General features: G+C 58.4%; 23 protein-coding genes. 15 read left to right on the top strand and 8 right to left on the bottom strand.

What is annotated here, in order from left to right:
• Positions 1-166 precede the first annotated feature (166 nt).
• The 8 genes from ABI171_RS21690 (at position 167) to ABI171_RS21725 (ending at position 8,032) form a co-directional block, all read left to right on the top strand.
• Entirely contained in the window at positions 167-1,345 is a 1,179-nt protein-coding gene (locus ABI171_RS21690; RefSeq protein WP_348094642.1) for a pyridoxal phosphate-dependent aminotransferase, read from the top strand.
• A 317-nt stretch (positions 1,346-1,662) separates the two neighbouring features.
• Entirely contained in the window at positions 1,663-2,619 is a 957-nt protein-coding gene (locus ABI171_RS21695) for a sugar ABC transporter substrate-binding protein (RefSeq protein ID WP_348094643.1), read from the top strand.
• A gap of 96 nt (positions 2,620-2,715) precedes the next feature.
• Positions 2,716-4,311 (top strand): sugar ABC transporter ATP-binding protein, encoded by a 1,596-nt coding sequence (locus tag ABI171_RS21700; RefSeq protein ID WP_348094644.1) that lies wholly within the window; start codon positions 2,716-2,718, stop codon positions 4,309-4,311.
• 37 nt (positions 4,312-4,348) lie between these two features.
• Positions 4,349-5,314, top strand: coding sequence for an ABC transporter permease (locus ABI171_RS21705; RefSeq protein WP_348094645.1), 966 nt, complete (start codon positions 4,349-4,351; stop codon positions 5,312-5,314).
• A 70-nt stretch (positions 5,315-5,384) separates the two neighbouring features.
• Positions 5,385-6,374 carry a LacI family DNA-binding transcriptional regulator gene (locus ABI171_RS21710; protein ID WP_348094646.1) on the top strand — a complete coding sequence of 330 codons (990 nt, stop codon included), beginning with the start codon at positions 5,385-5,387 and terminating at the stop codon, positions 6,372-6,374.
• A 51-nt stretch (positions 6,375-6,425) separates the two neighbouring features.
• On the top strand, positions 6,426-7,340 hold the full coding sequence (rbsK, locus tag ABI171_RS21715; RefSeq protein WP_348094647.1) for a ribokinase: 915 nt from the start codon (positions 6,426-6,428) through the stop codon (positions 7,338-7,340).
• Between the two features lies 1 nt (position 7,341).
• Positions 7,342-7,734, top strand: coding sequence for a D-ribose pyranase (rbsD, locus tag ABI171_RS21720; protein ID WP_348094648.1), 393 nt, complete (start codon positions 7,342-7,344; stop codon positions 7,732-7,734).
• A gap of 52 nt (positions 7,735-7,786) precedes the next feature.
• On the top strand, positions 7,787-8,032 hold the full coding sequence (locus ABI171_RS21725; RefSeq protein ID WP_348094649.1) for a DUF3717 domain-containing protein: 246 nt from the start codon (positions 7,787-7,789) through the stop codon (positions 8,030-8,032).
• Here ABI171_RS21725 and ABI171_RS21730 read toward each other — a convergent pair.
• Positions 8,021-9,541, bottom strand: a complete 1,521-nt coding sequence (locus ABI171_RS21730) for a DUF4080 domain-containing protein (protein ID WP_348094650.1) — start codon at positions 9,539-9,541, stop codon at positions 8,021-8,023. The genes ABI171_RS21725 and ABI171_RS21730 overlap by 12 nt on opposite strands.
• 211 nt (positions 9,542-9,752) lie before the next feature.
• Here ABI171_RS21730 and ABI171_RS21735 point away from each other — a divergent pair, with 211 nt between their 5' ends.
• Together ABI171_RS21735 and ABI171_RS21740 are read left to right on the top strand one after the other, a co-directional pair.
• Complete coding sequence (locus ABI171_RS21735; protein ID WP_348094651.1) at positions 9,753-10,016, top strand: type II toxin-antitoxin system HicA family toxin; 264 nt, start codon at positions 9,753-9,755, stop codon at positions 10,014-10,016.
• 1 nt (position 10,017) lies between these two features.
• Entirely contained in the window at positions 10,018-10,434 is a 417-nt protein-coding gene (locus ABI171_RS21740) for a type II toxin-antitoxin system HicB family antitoxin (protein WP_348094652.1), read from the top strand.
• Positions 10,435-10,450: 16 nt separating this feature from the next.
• Here the strand turns inward: ABI171_RS21740 and ABI171_RS21745 are convergent, their stop codons facing one another.
• Positions 10,451-10,729: a hypothetical protein gene (locus tag ABI171_RS21745; protein ID WP_348094653.1), complete on the bottom strand. Its 279-nt coding sequence runs from the start codon at positions 10,727-10,729 to the stop codon at positions 10,451-10,453.
• 178 nt (positions 10,730-10,907) lie between these two features.
• Here ABI171_RS21745 and ABI171_RS21750 point away from each other — a divergent pair, with 178 nt between their 5' ends.
• The 3 genes from ABI171_RS21750 (at position 10,908) to phaP (ending at position 13,558) form a co-directional block, all read left to right on the top strand.
• Positions 10,908-12,092, top strand: a complete 1,185-nt coding sequence (locus tag ABI171_RS21750) for a patatin-like phospholipase family protein (protein ID WP_348094654.1) — start codon at positions 10,908-10,910, stop codon at positions 12,090-12,092.
• Between the two features lie 28 nt (positions 12,093-12,120).
• Positions 12,121-12,885: a M15 family metallopeptidase gene (locus tag ABI171_RS21755; protein WP_348094655.1), complete on the top strand. Its 765-nt coding sequence runs from the start codon at positions 12,121-12,123 to the stop codon at positions 12,883-12,885.
• Positions 12,886-13,003: 118 nt separating this feature from the next.
• Complete coding sequence (gene phaP / locus ABI171_RS21760; RefSeq protein WP_348094656.1) at positions 13,004-13,558, top strand: TIGR01841 family phasin; 555 nt, start codon at positions 13,004-13,006, stop codon at positions 13,556-13,558.
• Positions 13,559-13,607: 49 nt separating this feature from the next.
• On the opposite strand, the gene ABI171_RS21765 is transcribed toward phaP, so the two are convergent.
• Complete coding sequence (locus ABI171_RS21765; protein WP_348094657.1) at positions 13,608-14,522, bottom strand: LysR family transcriptional regulator; 915 nt, start codon at positions 14,520-14,522, stop codon at positions 13,608-13,610.
• A gap of 135 nt (positions 14,523-14,657) precedes the next feature.
• On the opposite strand from ABI171_RS21765, the gene ABI171_RS21770 reads away from it, so the two are divergent.
• A complete protein-coding gene (locus ABI171_RS21770; protein ID WP_348094658.1) occupies positions 14,658-15,098 on the top strand; it encodes a DoxX family protein in 441 nt (146 codons plus the stop codon).
• Between the two features lie 39 nt (positions 15,099-15,137).
• Positions 15,138-15,935 carry a 4,5-DOPA dioxygenase extradiol gene (ygiD, locus tag ABI171_RS21775; protein ID WP_348094659.1) on the top strand — a complete coding sequence of 266 codons (798 nt, stop codon included), beginning with the start codon at positions 15,138-15,140 and terminating at the stop codon, positions 15,933-15,935.
• 21 nt (positions 15,936-15,956) lie between these two features.
• Here ygiD and ABI171_RS21780 read toward each other — a convergent pair whose 3' ends face one another.
• The 5 genes from ABI171_RS21780 to ABI171_RS21800 all read right to left on the bottom strand — a co-directional run bounded on the left by ABI171_RS21780 (position 15,957) and on the right by ABI171_RS21800 (position 22,879).
• Positions 15,957-17,174, bottom strand: coding sequence for a phospholipase D-like domain-containing protein (locus tag ABI171_RS21780; RefSeq protein ID WP_348094660.1), 1,218 nt, complete (start codon positions 17,172-17,174; stop codon positions 15,957-15,959).
• A 28-nt stretch (positions 17,175-17,202) separates the two neighbouring features.
• Positions 17,203-18,924: a bifunctional metallophosphatase/5'-nucleotidase gene (locus ABI171_RS21785; RefSeq protein WP_348094661.1), complete on the bottom strand. Its 1,722-nt coding sequence runs from the start codon at positions 18,922-18,924 to the stop codon at positions 17,203-17,205.
• Positions 18,925-18,955: 31 nt separating this feature from the next.
• Positions 18,956-19,606 carry a MotA/TolQ/ExbB proton channel family protein gene (locus ABI171_RS21790; protein ID WP_348094662.1) on the bottom strand — a complete coding sequence of 217 codons (651 nt, stop codon included), beginning with the start codon at positions 19,604-19,606 and terminating at the stop codon, positions 18,956-18,958.
• A gap of 74 nt (positions 19,607-19,680) precedes the next feature.
• A complete protein-coding gene (locus ABI171_RS21795; protein ID WP_348094663.1) occupies positions 19,681-22,074 on the bottom strand; it encodes a TonB-dependent receptor in 2,394 nt (797 codons plus the stop codon).
• A gap of 82 nt (positions 22,075-22,156) precedes the next feature.
• Positions 22,157-22,879 (bottom strand): TonB family protein, encoded by a 723-nt coding sequence (locus ABI171_RS21800; protein ID WP_348094664.1) that lies wholly within the window; start codon positions 22,877-22,879, stop codon positions 22,157-22,159.
• Between the last annotated feature and the right edge of the window lies 1 nt (position 22,880).

The raw sequence follows: 22,880 nt of genomic DNA on the forward strand, positions 1-22,880 counted from the left end.
TCGTTGAGCGGCTTTTTTATTTTCATCTGAAGCTTTTCACACACTGGCTTGGTGATTTTGCCGTGCCACCAGTTACCGCACTTTCAGCTACACTTCCTGACAAGTCACGCTGATGCCGGCTTGCGCCGCCGGCATTGCAATCCATTCCTGCTAACCGGATATCGTCATGTCTCTGGATCATCCCGCCGTTGCCCGTGCCGTAGTACGTGAACTGGGTGCTTCGCGCATCCGCGAAGTCGCCAATGTCGGCATGGGCCGCGACGATGTGTTGCCGTTCTGGTTTGGCGAGCCGGATCAGGTCACGCCCGGTTTTATCCGCGATGCCGCCAAGGCGGCGCTGGATGACGGCGACACGTTTTATACCCACAACTACGGCATCCCGCCGCTGCGCGAGGCGATCACAACATATCTGTCCACTTTGCATCAGCCGATAGACGCCGGCCGGGTGGCGGTCACGTCTTCCGGCGTATCGGCCTTGATGGTGTTGGCGCAGTTGATCATTAGTCCCGGCGACCGGGTGGTGGCCGTGACGCCACTGTGGCCCAACGTCAGCGAGATCCCGAAAATCCTCGGCGCCGACGTCGTGCGGGTAGCCTTGCAATTCGGCCAGACCTGGGAGCTGGACCTGCAGCAGTTGCTGGATGCCTTGATACCAGGCACCCGCGCAGTGCTGCTGAATTCACCTAATAATCCGACCGGCTGGGTCATGCCGCGAGCGCAGCAGGAAGCCGTGCTGGCGCATTGCCGGCGGCACGGCATCTGGATCGTTGCCGATGACGTGTATGAGCGGCTGGTGTACACCGAGCAAGCTGAAGCGCATCCATGCGCGCCGTCCTTCCTCGATATCGCCGATGCCGACGACCGCGTGATTTCCTCCAACAGTTTTTCCAAATCCTGGCTGATGACCGGCTGGCGTCTTGGCTGGCTGGTGGCGCCGCCCACGCTGATGGCGGATATCGGCAAGCTGATTGAATACAACACGTCGTGTGCGCCCGGGTTTGTGCAGCGTGCCGGCATTGTCGCCATCGAACGCGGCGATGAAATTATCGGGAATACCGTGACCCGCTATCGCCAGGCCCGCGATTTTCTCTATGAGCGCCTGAATGCCTTGCCGGGCATTACCGCGCCACGGCCGAAGGGCGCGATGTATCTGTTCTTCCGCATCGACGGCGTCAGCGATAGCCTGGCGTTGTGCAAGCAACTGGTGCGCGACGCCGGCCTCGGTCTGGCGCCGGGCAATGCCTTCGGCGACGAAGGCGAGGGTTACGTGCGCTGGTGTTTCGCCAGTTCGCTGGAGCGGCTGGAGGATGGCGCGCAAAGATTGCAGCGCTTTTTGTCTGCCTGATCAGCCGGCCACAATGCTGTGGCCGGCATGTCAATTTCTTCATTCCAGCCTTCCGATTTCATAGCGAAATTCGACGTCGGCGCGGCATCCTGAAGCGGATTGCGCCACACGCTTCCTTTCCGTCAGCTTTCTTGCAAAGCGGACAAGAGCTGCTTGGAGCGCTATTTTTGACCTTTTTTTTTGCCGGTTCTGGTGCTATCATCAAAAAGCGCAAACGTTTGCGCGCTGCAAACGATGACATGCCGACCCGAACGGATGTGTCATTGACAATGAACTTATTACCAATAAATTCAATAACGACTTTCAGGAGACTTTTGATGAATACCCGTATCCGCCTCAAGCTGATTGCTGCCACCATTCTGGTCTGTGCCCTGCCTTCCCTGCCTGCGATGGCGCAAACTGCCGCCAAGCCTAAGGTCGCGCTGGTGATGAAGTCGCTCGCCAATGAATTCTTCCTCACTATGGAAAACGGCGCCAAGGAACACCAGAAGGCGCATGCAGCGCAATATGACTTGATCGCCAACGGCATCAAGGATGAAACCGACACCTCGAACCAGATCAAGATCGTCGAACAGATGATCGTCTCCAAAGTGAACGGCCTGGTGATTGCACCTGCGGATTCCAAAGCGCTGGTGCCAGTCATCAAGAAGGCGATCGACGCCGGCATCATCGTGGTCAACATCGACAACAAGCTGGATGACGCCGCACTCAAGGAAAAAGGTATTACCGTGCCATTCGTGGGTCCGGATAACCGCCTCGGCGCCAAGCTGGTCGGTGATTACCTGGCCAAGCAGGTCAAGAGCGGCGACAAGGTCGCCATCATCGAAGGCGTGTCGACCACCTTCAATGCACAACAACGTACGCTGGGCTTCCAGGATGCCATGAAGACTGCCGGCGCCAACGTGGTTGCGGTGCAATCCGGTCAATGGGAAATGGATCCGGGCAACAAGGTTGCCGCTGCGATCCTGAATGCACATCCTGACGTCAAGGCACTGTTGGCTGGTAACGACAACATGGCTCTCGGCGCTGTCGCTGCAGTCAAGGCCGCCGGCAAGACCGGCAAGGTACTGGTGGTTGGTTACGACAATATCAACGCCATCAAGCCGATGCTGAAAGACGGCCGCGTGTTGGCGACAGCCGACCAGTTTGCCTCGCAACAAGCCGTGTTCGGTATCGAAACCGTGTTGAAGGCGATCACCGACAAGAAGCCGCAGTCGAGCCTGGGCGGTACGGTTGAAACCAAGGTCATGCTGGTGACTAAAGACAGCAAGTAATCAACCTCATTGCGGCGCAGGGTTGAATTGCCGCCGCGCTTCAAGCGCGGCGGCATACCCTGTCCGTAACCAGTTATGCCATTGGTGGAGGACGTAATGTCCAATGAATTCAACGCCGCGCATCAGCCTGACGCGCGCGCCGCTGCCCCCGCAGTTCCCATATTGTTAAGCTTGACCGGAATCGGCAAGACCTATGTCGAACCGGTATTGAGCGACGTCTCGATCAGCATCAGCCCGGGCCAGATCCTGGCGCTGACCGGTGAAAACGGCGCCGGCAAAAGCACACTCTCGAAAATCGTCTGCGGCCTGGTGGAAGCAACCACCGGCAGCATGCTGCTGGACGGCCAAAGCTATTCGCCGGCATCGCGCAAGGAAGCGGAACATCTCGGCATCCGCATGGTGATGCAGGAACTGAACCTGATCCCGACGCTGAGCATTGCCGAAAACCTGTTCCTGAACCAGTTGCCGAACCGCTTCGGCTGGATCGACAAGCCGAAGCTGGCGGAAGCCACGCGGATCCAGATGGCGGCCGTAGGCCTGACCGATCTCGATCCCTGGACGCCGGTGGGCGAACTCGGCGTCGGCCATCAGCAAATGGTGGAGATTGCCCGTAACCTGATCGGTCACTGTCGTTTGCTGGTGCTGGATGAACCGACCGCCATGCTGACCAGCCGCGAAGTCGAACTGCTGTTCACGCAGATCACCCGCTTGCAGTCGGAAGGTGTCGCCATCATTTATATTTCGCATCGGCTGGAAGAGCTGAAACGGGTCGCCGACCGCATCGCCGTGCTGCGCGACGGCCAACTGGTATGCGACGATCCGATCGCCGGCTATAGCACCGACGCCTTGGTGCAATTGATGGTCGGCCGCGCCGCTGAAGCGGAACTGGATCTCGGCCATCGCACCATCGGCGCGCCCATGTTGCGGGTGCGCGGCCTGGGTCGCGGCAAAGCAGTGGCGCCGACTTCCTTCGATTTACGCGCCGGTGAAATCCTCGGCGTCGCCGGTTTGATCGGCTCCGGCCGCACCGAATTGCTGCGCTTGATTTTCGGCGCCGACCGCGCCGACCAGGGCGAGGTATTCATCGGCGATCAAAGCGATGCAGCCAAGATTTCATCGCCGAAAGACGCGGTAGCCGCCGGTATCGCCATGATCACCGAGGACCGCAAGAGCCAGGGATTGCTGCTGTCGCAATCGATCGGCCTCAACACCACACTGGCCAAGCTCGCTGATGTCAGCAAGTACGGCATTCTCGACGTAGAGGCTGAAGCCGCGGTCGCCGACGACTTTATCAAGCGCCTGCGGATCCGTTCGCGCGATGGCACGCAGGCTGCAGGCGAACTGTCCGGCGGCAACCAGCAGAAGGTGGTGATTGCGCGCTGGCTGTATCGCGATTGCCCGATCATGCTGTTCGACGAACCGACTCGCGGCATCGATATCGGCGCCAAATTCGACATCTACAAACTGCTGGCGGAATTGTCACGGCAAGGCAAAGGCTTGCTGATCGTTTCTAGCGACTTGCGCGAACTGATGCTGATCTGCGACCGTATCGCGGTGATGAGCGCCGGCAAGCTGGTCGATACTTTTGAACGCGGCAACTGGAGCCAGGAGACTATTCTGGCGTCGGCCTTCAGCGGCTACATGAACGGCAACGGCGCCCCGGCCGACCCAAGCACCGCGCAAGCGGCCTGAACCCTGAGCGCCTGCTGAAAACAACATAACCAACATCATGACAACTAACTCTCTTACCCGAAGCATGTCCGGCCTGAAGAATTACCTCGGCTTGATCGGCGCGCTGATCGCCATGTGCGTGCTGTTCTCCATTCTCAGCGAAAATTTCCTGACCATGGGGACTTTCACTACCCTGTCCAACGATATTCCGACGCTGGTGGTGATGGCGGTCGGCATGACTTTCGTGTTGATTATCGGCGGCATCGATCTCTCGGTCGGTTCGGTGATGGCGCTGGCGGCGTCGGTCTTGTCGATGGCCATGGTGCGCTGGGGCTGGCCGCTGTTCGGCGCGGCTTTGCTGGGTGTGCTGGTGGCCAGTCTGTGCGGCATGGTGACCGGCCTGATTTCGGTCGGCTGGCGGATTCCTTCATTCATCGTCTCGCTGGGTGTGCTGGAAATGGCGCGCGGCCTCGCGTATCAGGTCACCAATTCGCGCACGGAATATATCGGCAGCGCGGTCGACGGCATCAGTTCGCCGATCCTGTTCGGCATGTCGCCGGCTTTCATTTCCGCTATCGCCATCGTCATCGTCGGTCATCTGGTGTTGACCAAGACTGTGCTGGGACGTCACTGGATCGGCATCGGCACCAATGAAGAAGCGGTGCGGCTGGCCGGCATCAATCCACGCCCGAGCAAGGTGCTGGTGTTTGCCTTGATGGGTTTGCTGGCCGGCGTCGGTGCGCTGTTCCAGGTATCGCGGCTGGAGGCCGCCGATCCGAACGGCGGCGTCGGTCTTGAACTGCAAGTCATCGCGGCCGTGGTGATCGGCGGCACCAGCCTGATGGGCGGGCGCGGTTCGGTCATCAGCACCTTCATCGGTGTGCTGATCATCTCGGTGCTGGAAGCCGGCCTGGCGCAAGTCGGCGTCAGCGAGCCGATGAAACGGATCGTCACCGGGCTGGTGATTGTCGCTGCAGTGGTGCTTGACACCTATCGCCGTCGCGGCGAACGCACAGCCCACTGAAAAAATATCAGGACGAAGTAAACTACGCGAAGTAAGCTACGCCTCCGCAAACCGGCATCGAGTAAATACTATGGCAACCATCAAGGATGTAGCGCGTAAGGCCGGGGTGTCGTACACCACAGTGTCGCACGTCCTCAACCAGACCCGTCCCGTCAGCGCCGACGCCCGCGCCCGCGTGCTGGAGGCGGCCGAGTCGCTGGCCTATGTGCCGAGTGCGCTGGCGCGTTCCCTGCGCAGCAAGACCACCGGCAGTATCGGCCTGATCATTCCGAACAATACCAATCCGTATTTTTCGGAAGTGGCGCGCGGCATCGAAGACAGTTGCTACGCGGCCGGCTACAGCGTCATCCTGTGCAATTCCGACGACGACCCGGCCAAGCAGCGCGATTATCTGAACGTTTTGCTGACCAAGCGCTGCGATGGCCTGATCGTGGCGACGCTGGCGCAGACCGACGGCGAGCTGTTGCGCAAGATGAAGGTGCCGACCGTGCTGCTGGACCGGGCGCCGAAGGACATGGGTATTGATCTGGTGGCGGTCGACAACGCCGCCGGCGGCGCCTTGGCGGCGGAGCATCTGCTGGGCCTGGGCCGGCGCCGCATCGCTTGCATCGGCGGTCCTGCGGATATCGATATTTCGCGTGAGCGGATTGCCGGCTTGCGCCAGACCATGTATAGCGCCGGCGTCGCGCTGCCGGACGACATGCTGGTGTATGCTGACTTTACCAGCGCCGGCGGCTATCTGGCGGCGCGCAGCTTGCTGGCATCGCAAAAGCCGGACGCGATTTTCTGTTGTAATGATTTGATGGCGATCGGCGCCTTGCGCGCTGCGGCGGAGTACGGCATCGCGGTGCCGCAGGCGCTGGCGGTGGTAGGCTTCGACGATATCGACCTCGCGCAGTTTGTGCATCCAACCTTGACCAGTGTCGCCCAGAATACGCGTCGGCTCGGGCAACTTACCGCGCAATGCCTGCTGGAGCGAATTGCCACTCCGGAGCGGCCGTTGCAGCGGCAGACCATTGCGCCGGAATTGCATGTCCGTGGTTCGACCGTGGCGGCCTGACTATGCGGGCGCTTGTTATTCTATTTTGTAATCCTAATTTCTAAGACACACATGATCGTCATTATCGGCAGTATCAACATGGACCTGGTGTTGCGCGTGCCGCGCATGCCGCACCCGGGCGAAACCTTGTCCGGCGGCCAGTTCCGCACCATCCCCGGTGGCAAGGGCGCCAACCAGGCGGTGGCATGCGCGCGGCTTAGCGCCGATAGCGTCAAGGTGGCGATGATCGCCTGTCTCGGTGACGACGCTTTTGGCACCGAGCTGCGGGCCGCTTTGCATAACGACGGCATCAACCATCAACACGTCAGGACCATGAGTGGCATGGCGTCCGGCGTAGCGTCGATCATGGTCGACGCCAGCGGCCAAAACAGCATTGTGCTGGCGGCCGGCGCCAATGATGCGCTTAGCCCGGAACATATAGACGCCGCCCGCGCCCTGATCGAACAGGCACGCATTGTCGTGTTGCAGCTGGAAACGCCGCTCGCCACCGTGCGTCATGCGATCAAGCTGGCGCATGCGCTGGGCAAGACCGTGGTGTTGAATCCGGCGCCGGCGCAAGCCTTGCCGGCCGATTTGCTGGCGCAGGTGGAATATCTGATTCCTAACGAAATTGAAGCGGCGATGCTGGCCGGCTTGCCCGAAGCAAGTCTCGACAACGACGCCGCGATCGACGCCGCAGTTGCTACATTGCGCGCCAACGGCAGCGCCAATGTGCTGGTGACGCTCGGTTCCAAGGGCGTGTATGCCGCGTTGGCGTCCGGCGCCGAGCATTTCCCTGCGCAGCCGACCAAAGCGATCGATACCACGGCTGCCGGCGATACCTTCATCGGCGGCTTTGTCGCGGCGCTGGCGGAAGGCCGCAGCGAATCCGATGCCATCGCTTTCGGCCAGCGCGCCGCTGCGATCAGCGTGGCGCGTATCGGCGCCCAGACTTCGATTCCTTATCGTCACGAACTGGAGGCTTGAGATGAAGAAGAGCCCATTGCTGAATATCGCCTTGTCGCAACTGATTGCATCGCTAGGCCATGGCGATAGTATCGTGATCGGCGATGCCGGTCTGCCGGTGCCGCCAGGCGTGCCGCTGATCGACCTCGCATTGACTCGCGGCGTGCCTGGTTTCATGGTGACCTTGCAAACGATATTGACTGAAATGCAGGTCGAGCACCATGTGCTGGCCGACGAGTTGCCGTTGCACAGTCCCCAACTGGCGCAGCAGATCGACGCCCTCGGCGTGGCCGACAAGCGGACCTTGGCGCATGCCGATTTCAAGCGCATGACGCATAGCGCCAAGGCGGTTATCCGCACCGGCGAGTTCACGCCGTATGCCAATATCATCCTGGTGGCCGGCGTAGTTTTTTAATAATATTTTATGACTTGGCTGACAAGCTGTTGGCGACAGGTACAATAAAGGCATGAATATCTCATTGCCCGAACTGGAACAAGCCATCAATTACTGGCGCCTGCAAAGGCCTGCGGTAGGGGAAGAGTGCGCCTTGTCGCCCGAGGTCAATGCGCTTGCCGACGTCTACGCCATGATGATCATCCATCACAGCAGCAGCGTTGCGCTGGCCTCGATGGGCAACATGGCGCAGCAGCTGATCGCCACCTGGCGTCAGCACATGCTGGACCTCAACGCCGCCAGCTGGTCAGTGAGCTAGATGACGCGCCTGGCGCTTAGGCGCCGCGGCGACATCCGTTTCTTTCTTCGCCACCAATTGTTGCACCTCCGCCAGCTTGGCCGGCTTGCCCGCGTAATCGGTACTGAGCACCGCATTTACCGCGGCTTCCGTCATACCCTGCAAGCGTAGCCATTGTCCGACCAGTCCTGCCAGCCGGTCCAGCGCGATGCGGTGGGTGGCGTCGGTTTTACCGTATAGCCAGTCTGAAAACGCCATAAAGTTATAGAACGGCGTCCCGCCCAGCAGGATCGGCAAGGTGTGGGCGAAGCGGCCCGAGTTGGCTACCAGATCCCAGTAACGCGAAAAGCGCTGCAAACGCTGCATGGTCGGGAAATCGATCTTGTTGGTGGCGAGGATGGTGTAGGGCGGGTGCGGATCGAAGATCAGGCCGAACGGTTCGGTATGGCGGATGATCGGCGTGCCGCGCAGGCGCTTGAGAATGCCGAACTGGATTTCGTGCGGCTGCAATTCCACCAGACGATCGAAACCGCTGGCGAAACTTTCCACATCTTCACCGGGCAAGCCGGCGATCAGGTCGACGTGCAGATGGGCTTGCGATTGCTGTATCAGCCAGCGGATATTTTCTGCGGCCTTCTCATTGTTTTGCTTGCGGCTGACCAAAGCCTGCACTTCGGGATTAAAACTCTGGATGCCGATTTCAAACTGCAGTGCCCCCGGTGGGAATTGCGAGATCGCATCTTTCAAGGCATCCGGCAAATGATCCGGCACCAGCTCGAAGTGGGCAAACACCGGATCGTCGGGATTGGCCGCCAGCTTGTCGAGAAAGAATTGCAGGATCTTGAGGCTGGTCTTGACATTCAGGTTGAAGGTGCGGTCGACGAACTTGAACAGCCGCGCGCCGCGCGCATGCAATGACTCCATCTCCGCCAGGAAATTATCGAGCGCGAACGGCCACGCGGTCTTGTCCAGCGCCGACAAACAGAATTCGCACTTGAACGGACAGCCGCGCGAGGCTTCGACATACAGCGTGCGGTGCGCAATATCGTGGTCGCTATACAGGCTGTAGGGCAGGGTGATATCTGCCATCGGCGGTTGTACGCCGACATGGATTTTCATCAGCGGTTTCGGGCCGTGCAGGATCTGCTTGCACAGTTGCGGCAAAGTCACATCGCCCCAGCCGGTCACCAGGTAATCGGCCAGCTGGACGATCTGCTGTTCGGCCGATTCGTAGGAAACCTCTGGTCCGCCCAGCACGATCACCATCTCCGGCGCCACCCGCTTCAGCATTGCCACCACCTTGGTGGTTTCCTCGATATTCCAGATATACACGCCGAAGCCGACGATGGTCGTCCCTGCGACCGCCTTGTGCGCCAGCAGTTTTTCGACGATGTCGGTGGTCTTGGCGCCGATCACGAATTCATGCAACTGGGTGGCGTCGCGCAGATCGCCCATGTTCGCCTGCAGGTAGCGCAAGCCGAGCGAGGCATGGGAATAGCGGGCATTGAGCGTGGACAGCAGGATGGTCATGTGTGGCTAGCGGAAAGAGGGCAGAAACTGCGGAATGCGCCATTTTACGCCCAGCACCAGTTTGCTCTTGCGCTTTTAAGATAATTGCCAAATTGACAAAATCAATCTTGATTATCATCATTGCAATGACTGGCAGGGAAATGAACAATTTGAAATTTGTTTCTGCAACTAATTTTCAGTTGCAATTTATAGAGTCATGCAGGATAATCAAATGACTAGAAGCGACAAACTACGCAGCCGGGCTGAATCTGTCCCGGCAGACTTCACGTGGCACGAGCTGGTCGTCCTGCTCGATATCTATGGATTTAGCGAGTTCTCCGACAAGGGCGGTTCATATCGCAGTTTTAAAACCGAAGCGGGCCTGAAGATTTTTGTACACAAGCCCCATCCCGGAAATATCGTGAAGAAATACCTGTTGCGAAAGGTAATAGGCAAGCTGAAAGAGTTCGGCTTGATGAGCGCCAATGAGGAATGAAATGAGCGATAAAGTACTGAGCCATAAAAATTACCAGGGTTCGATCGAGGTCAGTATCGAAGACGGCTGCCTGCATGGCGAACTCCTGTTTATCAATGATCTGGTCAGCTATGAATCCGACAGCGTCGGAGGGCTGCAATCCGCCTTTGAAGACGCCGTGGATTTTTATCTGGAAAAATGCCGGCGCGAGGGACTCGTACCAGACAAGCCTTGCAGCGGTACTTTCAATGTGCGCATGACGCCGGAACTGCATCGCAGCGCCAGCATGGCGGCGGCAAGAAAGGGGCAATCCCTGAACGATTTCGTGAAAGACTGTGTCAGCAAAGGCGTGTCCGAAACAGAAAAAAATGGCGGTCCGGATTTGCATCGGAGCCATTTGCGTCCTGTGATCTCCAAGCCGCACGCGCGCAACAAATAAGGTGCCGGGAAGTCCCTCAGCGTTTCGATGTATTGTTGCGCCCTGATGAATCGTGCATGATGATGTTTCTCCGCCGAAGGTCCTGTCCCATCTCGATCATGCAATCGACGAAGTGGCCCGGCATCAGTCCGAATGTCTGGCACGTTGTGGCATTCTCTTTATAAATAGCATCACTTTTTGGATATGAATCATGGCGAAGTACATTGTGGTCGGCTTGGAATTTGGCGTTGTGCTGCTGGTCGGACTGGCGGTTTACATGATCAGGAAGAAATAAGCGCCTGATGCCTTCACGCATGAAAAAGGCTGGCGAATCATTCGCCGGCCTTTTTTACGCCCGACAGCCCTGATAATTTGTAGCCGGCGCGATTGCGGTTATCGTTTGTGAAGGTTTCATGACATATCAGTCGTCGCCGTTACCGCTCGCCGCGATGGGGTAATATGTTTACTCTTTCACACGCAAAGATCGGTTTCAAATGAGTAATAAAACCACTTCCAAGTCACAAATACGCACCACCGGCAAAGCCGAATCGACCACGCCGCGAGTGGCGCTGGTGTTGCAGGGAGGCGGTGCGCTGGGTGCTTATCAGGCCGGCGTTTATCATGCGATGCACGAGAATGGCCTGACGCCGGACTGGGTGGTCGGAACCTCGATCGGCGCGATCAACGCCGCCATCATCGCCGGCAACGAGCGCGATCTGCGACTCTCGCGCCTGAAAGAATTCTGGGAGCAGGTCGGCCACGGCGACCTGACGGATTTGAGCAAAGTCCCTGACGCCATGCGTCAATTCAACACCTGGTGGACCACTACCGACGTCACTACCCGTGGCGTCCCTGGATTCTTTTCACCGCGGGGAATGAATCCATTCATGCTCGGCATGGCGGTGGAACCGGAACAAGCCAGTTTCTACGACACCACACCGCTCGCCGAGACCTTGGCGCGGCTGGTCGATTTCGAACATCTGAACGCCCCGGGCGGCATGCGCCTGACTGTCAGCGCAATGAAGGTCGCTTGCGGCAGCCTGGTCAATTTCGATTCGCAGGAGCGGAAAATCGGCGTGGAGCACATCATGGCCAGCGGCGCCTTGCCACCCGGCTTCGCCCCGGTGCGCGTCGATGGCGACCTGTACTGGGATGGCGGCCTGTATTCGAATACGCCGCTGGAAGTGGTGCTGGACGATGAATCCAAGACTGATGTCGATGGCAATACCTTGTGCGTGATGGTCGATTTGTGGAGCGCCAACGGCCCCGAGCCGTCGACTCTGGACCAGATCACCAATCGCCAGAAAGACGTGACATTCGCCTCGCGTTCGGAACGCCACATCGAAAACTACCTGCGCATGTATCAATTGCGCCGCGCCGCGCAAGCGTTGTATGACAAGCTGCCGCCAGCCCTGCGCAAGAAATCCGATCTCAAGGAATTCGAAGGCTTGTCCGATGACAGCACGATCCATATCGTGCGGCTGCGCTATAGCGGCCACGACTGGAACATGCCGTCCAAGGATATCAATTTTTCGCGCGGCTCGATCGAATGGCGCTGGGAGCAAGGCTATGCCGATGCAATGCAAGCTGCCGAGCGGATCAAGGCTAACGGTGACACCTTCGGCAATTCCGACGCCGGCCTGGTGGTGCACGAACTGGTCATGCCGCCCGTGAGCTGATGCCGTGATGTTGCAGAAATTGTGCTGGTTGTCTTCTCTCTTGGTGCTGCTGTCGGGTCTGGCGCAGGCGCAGCCTGCCAGCCTCGGCCTCGATCGCCAGCAATGCGAGCTGCTTGAACAGCAGGTGCTGCAGCCAGGAGGGCCGGTTTCTTGTGGGCAACTACAGATGGTACATTTTTCTTATGTCGACTTCGACAAAGTGCGTCACGACGACGGCGAAATCATGGTCATGGCCGCCGTTGCGTCGCAGGTAAAAGCGCTGTTCGACGAACTCCTCAAGCGCGGTTTCCCGCTTGCGCAGGCGCGTCTGATGGAGCATTATCAAGGCAACGACGACGCATCGATGGCGGACAATAATACCTCCGCCTTCAACGACAGGCCGATCACCGGCGGCAAGGCGATTTCCTTGCATGCTTACGGTTTGGCGATCGATATCAATCCTTTGCAAAATCCGTACGTGTTGCGCAATCCGCAAGGCGAGCAGATTTACAGCCCGGCGGCCGGGAAGGCTTTCGGTCGGCGAGACCCCAGCCGCGCCGGCAGCAGTGAACAAATTGTGGAACTATTCGCCCGGCACGGCTTTCTGACCTGGGGTGGAGACTGGAAAAAACCGGTCGACTACCAGCATTTCCAAGTCAGCCGCAGCATGGCTGAACGGCTGGCGAAACTGCCGCTGCCGCAGGCGCGCCAGTTGTTTGAAAATTCTGTCGTGGCATACCGCAGTTGCCGTAGCGGCAGTGATCACGGCAGCAAACAGAATGGCAGGAAAGTTTGCGCTGGAGCAGCAGGCTGAGCAATTTGCTGTACTGCGCTGTTAGATTTGGCAGGAGGTAGATGTACATTTTTATTGTATAATAAACAACGTTTCCATATTCATAGCAATCGATGATTTGTTCACACAGGAGAAGGCCATGTTTTCGTTTCACGAACAGTTTGCCGCAGCAACCAAAGCCCATTTCGAAGCGCAGTTGGCATTGCTCAATACACTCACTGCAAAGACCTTCGAAGGCGTTGAAAAAGTAATCGAACTCAACCTGAGCGCAGCCAAGGCATCGCTGGAAGAATCCGGCGCCGGCGCCAAGCAGCTGTTGAGCGCCAAGGATCCGCAGGAATTCCTGAACATCTCGGCCGCCCAGGCCAAGCCTAACGCTGAAAAAGCCGCGGCTTACGGCCGTCATCTGGCCGGTATCGCCTCCGGCGCCCAGGCCGAATTCACGCGCGCGGCGGAAGCCCAGGTCGCGGAAACCCAGAAGAAAATCAACGCCTTGATCGAAGAAGTCAGCAAGAATGCGCCGGCCGGTTCGGAAAACGCCATCGCCATCCTCAAATCGGTGATCAGCAACGCCAACGCCGGTTACGAACAGTTGACCAAGAACGCCAAGCAGGCGGTCGAAACGCTGGAAGCCAATCTGAATAACGCGACTACGCAATTGACCAAGGCCGCTACGCCACGCGCCAAGAAGTAAATCGCAGCGCTGCTTCAGCAAACAAAAAGGTCGCAGATGCGGCCTTTTTTCATAGAGGCAGATCGCGGTCCCAGTCGGGTATTTCGCCGAACTGCTGCGCCAGGAAATCGACAAAGGTACGCACTTTGGCAGACAAATGCTGGCGGCTCGGATACACCGCATGGATCGCCAGCGCATCGCCATGATAATCAGTCAGTAGTGGAACCAGGCGGCCATCGCGGATCGCATCGCCGATGATGAAAGTGGGCTGGCGGATGATGCCCATGCCGGACAGCGCCGCCGCCAGCAACAGATCGCCGTTATTGCAATGCAGGCCGCCATGGATGCGCACCGTGTGGATTTTGCCATCGCGCTGCAAACGCCATTCGTTGTCTGGCTGGGTGTAGGCATAGGTCAGGCATTTGTGCTCCGCCAGGTCGTCCGGATGTTGCGGAACGCCGTGTTTTTCCAGATAAGCCGGCGCGGCGCAGGTCAGCACCCGCGCCGCCACCAGCCGCCGCACGACCAGGCTGGAACTTTGCAGCTTGCCGATGCGGATCGCCAGATCGAAGCCTTCTTCCACCAGATCCACCACCCGGTCCGACAAGGTCACATCCAGCTCGACATTGGGGAACTGTTCCGCATACAAGGGCAGGACCCGGCCCAAGTGGTGCACGGAAAATGATAGCGGCGCGTTGATTCGTAATACACCACCGGGATTGGCGGCGTGCATGCCGGCGGCCAGCGTGGCCTGTTCCAGGTCAGCGAGTACTTGCTTGCAGCGCTCCAGATAGGCGCTGCCGGTGTCGGTCAGGCTGATACGCCGGGTGCTGCGATTCAGCAGGCGTGCGCCGAGGTATTCTTCCAGATCGGCGATATGCCGCGTCACCGACGGGTTCGACAAGTTCAAGATGCGCCCCGCGCCGGACAAGCTGCCGGTTTCAGTGACTTTGACAAACACTTTCATGGCTTCGAACAGGTTCATCGCGGAGTCCTATTGTTTCGAAATTCGGAAATAGTATTTTAGTAAAAGCAGATTTTTCTTTCCATTGCAAGAATATATAGTGAAATACGATCCAGAAGTCACCTCGGCTTTTAACCAATTTTCAGAAAGTAAGCAATGAACCCGATTAACACGACGAACACGACGAACACGACGAACACGACGAACACCGGCATATATGCCGCAACCCTGCTCAGACTCACCCTCGGCATCGCCTTGCTGGCGCATGCCTACCTCAAGGTTTTTGTTTTCACATTCCCGGGCGCCGCTGCATTTTTTGCCAGCCAGGGTTTCCCGGCATGGTCGGTGTACCCTGTAGTGGCAATCGAAGTACTGACCGGGCTGGCGATGGTGCTTGGCCTGCAGGCGCGTATCGCGGCGATCATTTCCCTGCCGGTGCTGCTGGGCGCCTTGTCGGTGCATGCGCCCAATGGCTGGGTATTCACCAGCCCGAACGGTGGTTGGGAATTTCCGGCCTTCATGATTGTTACGGCGCTATCCATCGCATTGTTAGGCAATGGCGCGTTTGCAATCGGTAACGCCAAGGCCGCCAAGTAACCTTGTTGACACTTTATTGGATGATTGGATGAGATTACGATGAGCATCAATGCCACCCGCATGCCGGCGATTTTCTTCGGTCACGGCAGTCCGATGAATGCACTCGAAGATAATATCTACACCGCTGCCTGGGCCAAATTGGGGGCCAGCGCAGCGCAGCTGAAGCCGAAGGCGATCCTGTCGGTATCGGCGCACTGGTACACGCGAGGCATCGGCGTCACGGCGATGACGATGCCGAAAACCATTCACGATTTCGGCGGCTTCCCGCAAGCGCTGTTCGATGTCCGCTACCCGGCCGCGGGCGATCCGCAACTGGCGGCGCAGGTGCGCGATCTGCTGGCGCCGCTGAGCGTCGCCATGGACCAGTCCTGGGGGTTGGACCACGGCACCTGGTCGGTGTTGGTCAAGGCTTTCCCCAAGGCAGACGTGCCGGTGATACAGCTGAGTATCGACGCCACCCAGCCGGCACAGTTTCACTTTGATCTGGGGCGCAAGCTGGCAGTGCTGCGCGAGCAGGGCGTGCTGATCATCGGCAGTGGCGACGTGGTGCACAACCTGCGGTTGATGAACAGGCATGCAGATGCGCCGCCCCATGCCTGGGCCGAACGCTTCAACGATCACATCCGTGAGAGTTTGTTGGGCGGCGACATGCAAGCCCTGATCGATTACGCCGATCAGGGCCAGGATGCGCAATTATCGGTGCCGACGCCGGAGCACTACCTGCCGTTGTTATATATCGCCGGCGCCAGACAGGATGACGAGGCAATATCGATTGCAGTCGACGGCATCGACATCGGCGCCATCAGCATGCTGACCGCAGTGGTCGGCGTGGTCTGAGACCGTTCTTCCTAAGACGGATTATTCCTTGCCCTTCACCGGCTTGGGGTAATCCCTCATCACATCGATAGGCTGGGCGTAGGCCGAATCCCAGGTTTGCTGGTGCAAGTCGGCGATCCGCTGCGCCATCTTTTGATTGCGCAGCACGATTTCCAGGTTGCGCGACAAATCCAGGTAGCCGCCGCTCCAGTTGCTGGTGCCTATCCACGCCACCTGGCCGTCGATCTCCATGGTCTTGGTATGGATCACGCGGGCGAAAGGGATGAAGCCGCTGCCGGCTTGCGGCAAGGTGACGATCCTGATTTCCATGCCCGGCAGCAGCGCCAGGCTCTGCAGGTAGGCGATCCCCGGTTTCTCGGTATTCCAGTTCGACACCATCAGCTTGACCTTGACGCCGCGTGCCAGCGCCGCACGGATCGCATTGTCGATCACCGCGTAATAAGGCCGGGTATGATTCGGACCATAGCTCAGCGGGGCATAGTCGAGCAGTTGAATTCGCACTTCCGATTTGGCAGCCGCCAGCAGCTTGATTAATTCGGACTCAGAATCGCCCACGCCAGCCGGATTGAAGGCGTTCGGGCTGGCGACCAGGAATGCCGCTTGCCGGTCGTCGGCGGCCACCGTGGCATGGTTCAGGCGCGGTACTTCCTTGCCTTGCGCAACCAGTTCCTGCGCATGCCAGTCATGATCAAAGATCTTTTGCACCTGGGTGACCACAATGGGGGCGGTAATCCGCAGCCCGGTCTCATGGATATGGGCAAATGAACGCCAGTCGAAATTCTGGCTGCCGACATAGGCCTCTTTGCCATCGATCACCATGTATTTCGCATGAATGATGCCGTTGCCGGTCAGCTTCGAGTAATCAAGATAGCGGAATTCCAGGTTCGGAATTTTCTTCAACCGTTCGATGGTCTCCATGTCGGAGGCGAACTTGCCCTTTTCTTCCATCAGGAAGCGGATCTTGACGCCGCGTTCGCCGGCGGCGGCCAGCCGCGCTATCACCTGTTCGAACGCCGCGCCAGGCTGGCTGGCGACATAAAACTGGCCAAGTACGATCTCGCGTTTAGCGCCATCGAACATGTCGCTCCAGACCTGCAGCGGCTCGCGTAAATCAGGCGTCGCCAGTGTGGTTTCCACCGGTGCGGTATGCACCAGTTCGTAGCCGGGAATGCTGAATTCGGCATGTGCGGCGCCGGTACAGGCGAGCAGGATGGTTGTCGAGACGATCAATTTGCGCATGCGTTGCTTCCGAAAATTTGATAAGAAATTAATGCACGCGCACAATACGGGTATCCGTCTGCGTGCTGCCGACGGGATGTCCCTCGCGTTCGCGGGCAATCAGATAGTGGCTAAGGGCGTCCAGGTCATTGATGCCGGTATCGATGCGGTCAGTACCCTGGGTGAGCAGGCTGAAGCCGTCGCCGCCTTGGGCGATGAAGCTGTTGACGCTGAGCCGGTATTGCTTCTGCGGATCCAACGCAAGGCCATTCAACCTGACGCTGCCGGGTACTACGCGTTGTCCGAGCGGCTGCCGGGCATCCCAGCTATAGCGCAAACCGTGCGAGACCTGCAACATGAAGCGCCCGCCCGCACGGTCCTGATCGAGCCAGCTCTGTTGCTCAAGCAAAGCCAGGATCTGTTTGCCGCTAAGGGACATGAGCACCAGCGTGTTGCCATACGGCGTGGTGGCGGCAACCTGGGCGTAGTTGCTGCCGCCCGCGCCGCTCTCCAGGTTTTCGCGGATGCTCTTGTGATTGATCAGCGCAATTTGTGCGCCGAGCTTGCTGGTGGCTGCCAGTTGCGAATCAGCGATGACGTCGCCCAGCGGCGATTCGCCGGCATCGTCGATCTGCTTATCGATATGTGGCACGGCAATGCGGGCAATCGGCTGCGCAAGTACGACATCGCTGCGCGCTTTCAGTTTTTGCAGGAAGCTGGCAAGCGCCGGATCGGGCGCAAAGCGTTGCGGGTCCATCAACACGTTGCGTGCGCTGATGGCGGTAATTTTTTCCGGCAAGCTTGCATTGCGCGGATCAATGGTCAGGGCAATGCGGGTCAGCATGTGGCCGAAGGATTCGCCTTGCGTCACGGTGCGGCCATCGACCTGGCAAGTGTAGCCATTGTGCGAATGGGCGCTGATGACCAGCTTGATGGCAGGATCGAGCCGCTTGACGATGTCGACGATCGGACCGCGCAGCTGGCTGCAGCCGGCCTTGTCGAACGGTTCGGGTGTTTCTCCGCCCTGGTGAATCAAGACCACGATGGCGCTGACGTTTTGTGCTTTGATCTCGGGAACCCATTGATTGATCGCGTCGGCTTCATCGATAAAATGGACATTGGCAATGCCGTCGGCGGACACCATTTTCTCGGTTTCGCGCACGACAGCGCCGATGAAAGCGATTTTGACGCCATGCGCCTGTTCAATCCGATAGGGCGACAAGAGCGGGCGGCCGCTATCGTTGACGATGACATTGGCTGCCAGATAAGAGAATGTGGCGCCCGGGAATTTGTCCTCGTAGTGACATGCCTTGTCCTGACGGTTGGATTGGCAACCGCCATGCTGATAACGCAGCAGTTCCGCCGTGCCTTGGTCGAATTCGTGATTACCGACCGAGCTGACCCGCAGCTTGAGCTGATTGAGCGCGGCAATGGTCGGTTCGTCAGCCCAGATCGACGACAGCGCCGGACTGGCGCCGATCAGGTCGCCGGCGCCGACCAGCAGCAGTTGTGAATCTTCGGCGCGCCATGCATTGAGCGCGCCGCCGATGGTATCGATGCCGCCGACCTTGAGTTTGCGCGGGTTGGCGTCGGTGACGCTGGCAAAGCTTTTGGTTTCCGCTTCCAGATGACCGTGCAAGTCGTTGATGGCGACCAGGTTGACGATGACCGGCGCGCCTGGCGGCTGGCTTGGCATGCCGCTACAGGCTGTCAGGAAAAAGGCCGCCAGGCAGCTCGCCAATCCGGTCCGGCTGAAAGATGTTGCACGCATTTGATTCAACCGGTCCTTTACCATGAATTAATCAGGCGAGATGCAGCTTTCCTGCTTCAACCGCTGCAGCAGCCTTCGCAATCTTGCCGGCATCGCGGCCAACGCAAGCGCGCAACATCAAGACCTTCAAGTGATCGTTGATGCGCTCGATCCGTTCCTGGAACATGTTGAAGAAGAACATGCCGACTACCGCAATGCCGATCCCCAACGCCGTTGCATACAAGGCGGTGCCGATACCCTGAGATACCTGGCCCGGATCGGAAACACCGGAGACCGCGAGCGCCTTGAAGGTATCGATGATACCTAAAATCGTGCCGAGCAGGCCGAGCAATGGCGCGGCGGTCACAATCGTATCGAGAATCCACAGACGGTGCTGGACCGCGCCGCGGTTGGCGATATACACCGATTCGCTGAAATCTTCGAGATCCTTCTCGGTGGTCAGCTGGTGCTTTTCAGCCAGGATATCCGACACCAGAGTCAGCGGCAAGCTGGCGCGCGCCGTCAGTTCGGCCGGCAATTCCTGTACGTGCTGCACGGCGTGCGTCATGGCTTTTTCCAGGCCGACGGCCTGGCGCAACGTGTAGTTGAAAAACAGTCCGCGTTCGACAATCACGAAGATCGCCAGCGCAGCGCAGGCGTACATCAGATAGAAAGCGAGCTCGTGGAATAATTGCATGTTCATGGTGACCTCTTTGTGCACTTATGTTGCAGCGGCAGACCCCGGACTGGAGTCCGCCGCCTGGGATGACAACCGGTTTAGAAATCCGCGACCAGCGTTACGCTGAAGGTCCGCGGAGGACTGACATAGAAAGATGGCGCCGATGCCGCGATATTGCCGACTGCGACGGCATTCGTGGTGAACTGGCTGCCGCTGCCGGAACTCAGGCTCAGGAATTGTTTGTCGAAGATATTGTTGACGTTGAAACGGACCGTCGGTTTCTTCAGCCAGGTTGACGACGGGAAGGTATAGCCTGCGCCGGCGTTGAACACGGTGTAGCCGCCGATGCTATCGTCATTGACCAGCGTCGTGTAGCGCTTGCCGGTGTATTTGCCCTGGCCGAATACATACCAGTTGTCCTGTTGATACTGCAGGCTCAGGCCGCTCAGCCAGTTCGGCGTATCCGGGAATTCCTTGCCGCCGGTAGGCAATGCCGTGGTGGCTGAAAACGGCATGTCGTTATCCATTTTGCTCTTGATGTAGGAAAGCGAACCGTACAGGCTCAGATTCTTGGTGAGCGAATAGCCGGATTCCAGTTCCAGGCCCTTGGAGGTGGAGTCGCCAACGTTAAAGTCGGTGTTGCCGCCAGTCAGAGGGTTGTAGGAGGTCGCAATGCGGTTCTTGAAATCGACATAGAACAAGGAACCCGAGAAAGTCCACTTGTCGGCAGCAACGCGGTAACCGAGATCGTAGTTCCACGAAGTTTCCTTGTCTACCTGAGGGTTGCGCACGGTGCCCCCGGTATACACGCCGTTAACAATAGTGCCGCCTGAGATCAGGTTGAAAAAAGAGAAATTGCCAGGTGTTTTGAAATTTTTCGCAGCATTGAAAAATATCGAATCTGTTTGTGTCAGCTGATAACGGGCGCCGAAACTGGGCAACAGATCGGAGTAGGTTTTTTGTAAAGTATAGAAGCCGGGCGCACTCTGGCTCGGATTGTTGACGATGTCGCGGTCGACGCTCGAATAGCGTGCGCCGATCTGCAGGTTCAGCTTGTCTTGCAGCAGGCTGATATTGTCCTGTGCAAAAACCGATTTCCCGGTGCTGATCGTCATTGTGTCGCGGTACTGCACGTAAGAGCCGTTCTGGTTCTTCAGCCACAGGTCGGGATTGTTGAGCCAGATATCGGCGGCGTTGCCGTTGTTGTCGATCGATGTGTAAGGACCGGTTTGCTGGTGACGTGCACGCTCGTACCAATAGCCCACCAGCAACTTGTGATTGTCGATCTGCTGGTTGAATTTGATCGTCACGCCTGGACGATAAGTGCGGGTGCGGCTGCCTTCATAGGCGAACACGGTGTCTTTGGTATCGCCGTCGCCGTTCGCGTCACGTACGCCGCCAGCCAGCAGGTTGCCGGCATTGCCTTCGGTGACAGTCTGCAGCTGATTGGCGCCGGTACCGAAGCCGTACCACATGTAGGGGCTCACATCCAGGCTAGATGCCGGCGTCAGCGCGAAGTGCGCGTTCATGGTCGCCAGCCAGTTCTTGAACGGATTGAGGTTATAGCCGTAGTACAGATTCTTGTTGCCGTTGTTGATGCCTGCGTTCGGACCGTAGGTCGAATCGTTTTGCGCGCCGGGACCGCCGGGCTGGTGTACCGGCGGCACCGTGCCGAAATCCAAGCCGGGACCGTACTGGGCGATCTGCGCCTTGGTCAGCGAGCGGAAGTTGTTGTTGATCGCCGAGTTGTACATGAAACCGGTGTCGACATAGCTACCGCCACCCAGGTCGAATTTGCTGTTGAAATCGATATGCTCCTTGTCGGCGCGGCCTGCACCTTTAAATTTGTCGGCCTGGGCCTTGGAGTAAGAGATGAAGAATTTGAAGCGGTCGTTGAACAGCTTGCCGGAATCGAAGCGGACGTAGCTTTTTTGCAGATGACTTGAGCCAAAGGTATATTCGGTGCGGAAACGCTGCTGGTCTTCCGGCGTACACATGGTCATGCCGATATTGCCGCCGGAGGCGCCGACGTGCGGCGCTTCAGTATCGGTGGAGCCTTGCGTGACGAAGATGTCGCACAGATTTTCTGCGTCTGTGTATTCTTGCGGATAGACTGCAAAACTGCCGGAATCGTTGACCGGCGCGCCGTTGATGGTGAAGCCCAGCTGGTCGCTGTTGAAGCCGCGCACCCGGATATTGCCGCCGAACAGGCCGGTACCGTCCTGGTCATAGGAGTTCACGCCTGGCAGCAGATTGATCATCTGGTAAGGATTGCTGGTCGTCCCTTGTTTTTCCATATAGTCGCGATTAACCGAGCTGCGCGCCTTGGCTGACTCTTCTTGCTGGATCAGGCCGGTGCTTTGACCGCCGCCGGCGTCACCCTGCACGGTGACCTTGCCGACGTCGGAGGTATCGGCGGCGTAAGTTAGCGGACTGATGGCGATAAATAGCCCGGAGATCAGCAGTGACAGCCGGGTGACTTTGAATTGCATGGTGTTACTCCCTGTATGTTTTTGGTGTGTGTTTGAACCAGGCGTTCAAACGAAGTCTTCAACTCGGTTTTGAAACTGCTGCTCAGCCCGCTCCCGGGATGAACTCCAACTCGGCGCTGAATCGATGGGTCGCTTCTCCGGCCCAGCTGGATTCCGGGAAAGCGGTAAAGGTGGCGCGGTTGATGGTCTTGCGGGCCGCTTCGTCGAGCAGCATCGAATTCGACGATTCCTCGATGCCTTGATCGGCCAGCGTGCCGTCGCGGTTGAGCACGAACCACACCTTGACCTTGCCTTGCGGCCGCTGCTGGCTGGCCTCACGGCCGGTCGGATAGCGCTTGATGCTGTTCAGATGGGCGCGCACCTTGCTGATATAGCCGGCTTCGATGTTGGCGTTGTTCGGCTTGACGACAGGCACAGGCGGCGCTTCAGGTGTTGGTACGGCTAAAGCGGCTGCGGCCGGCGCAGCTGGCAGCTTGGGCGGCGCCGGTGCCGCCAGTTCCGGATTCGGCGTATTGCTGACAGCTGCCGGGGTGACTGTTTGCGGCGGCGTCGGCAATGGCAGCGGCTGACGTACCGGCTGTACCGGCGGCGCTATTAATGGTTTGACTACCTGCGGTGGTGCTGACGGCGTCACCACAGGCGGTGCAGGCGGCTCCGGTTCGGTCAAGGCGATCTGCACCAGTGAATCGTCACTATGCGGCTGGATCTTCACCGCCTTCTGGATACCGGTAAAGATCAGGATCGCCAGAATGAGAATGGATGGCAGCGTCGCCAGCGCATCACGAAAGCGATAAAAAAACGGCATG

This window comes from Collimonas sp. (genome assembly GCF_039923675.1).
Taxonomy (GTDB): Bacteria; Pseudomonadota; Gammaproteobacteria; order Burkholderiales; family Burkholderiaceae_D; genus Collimonas.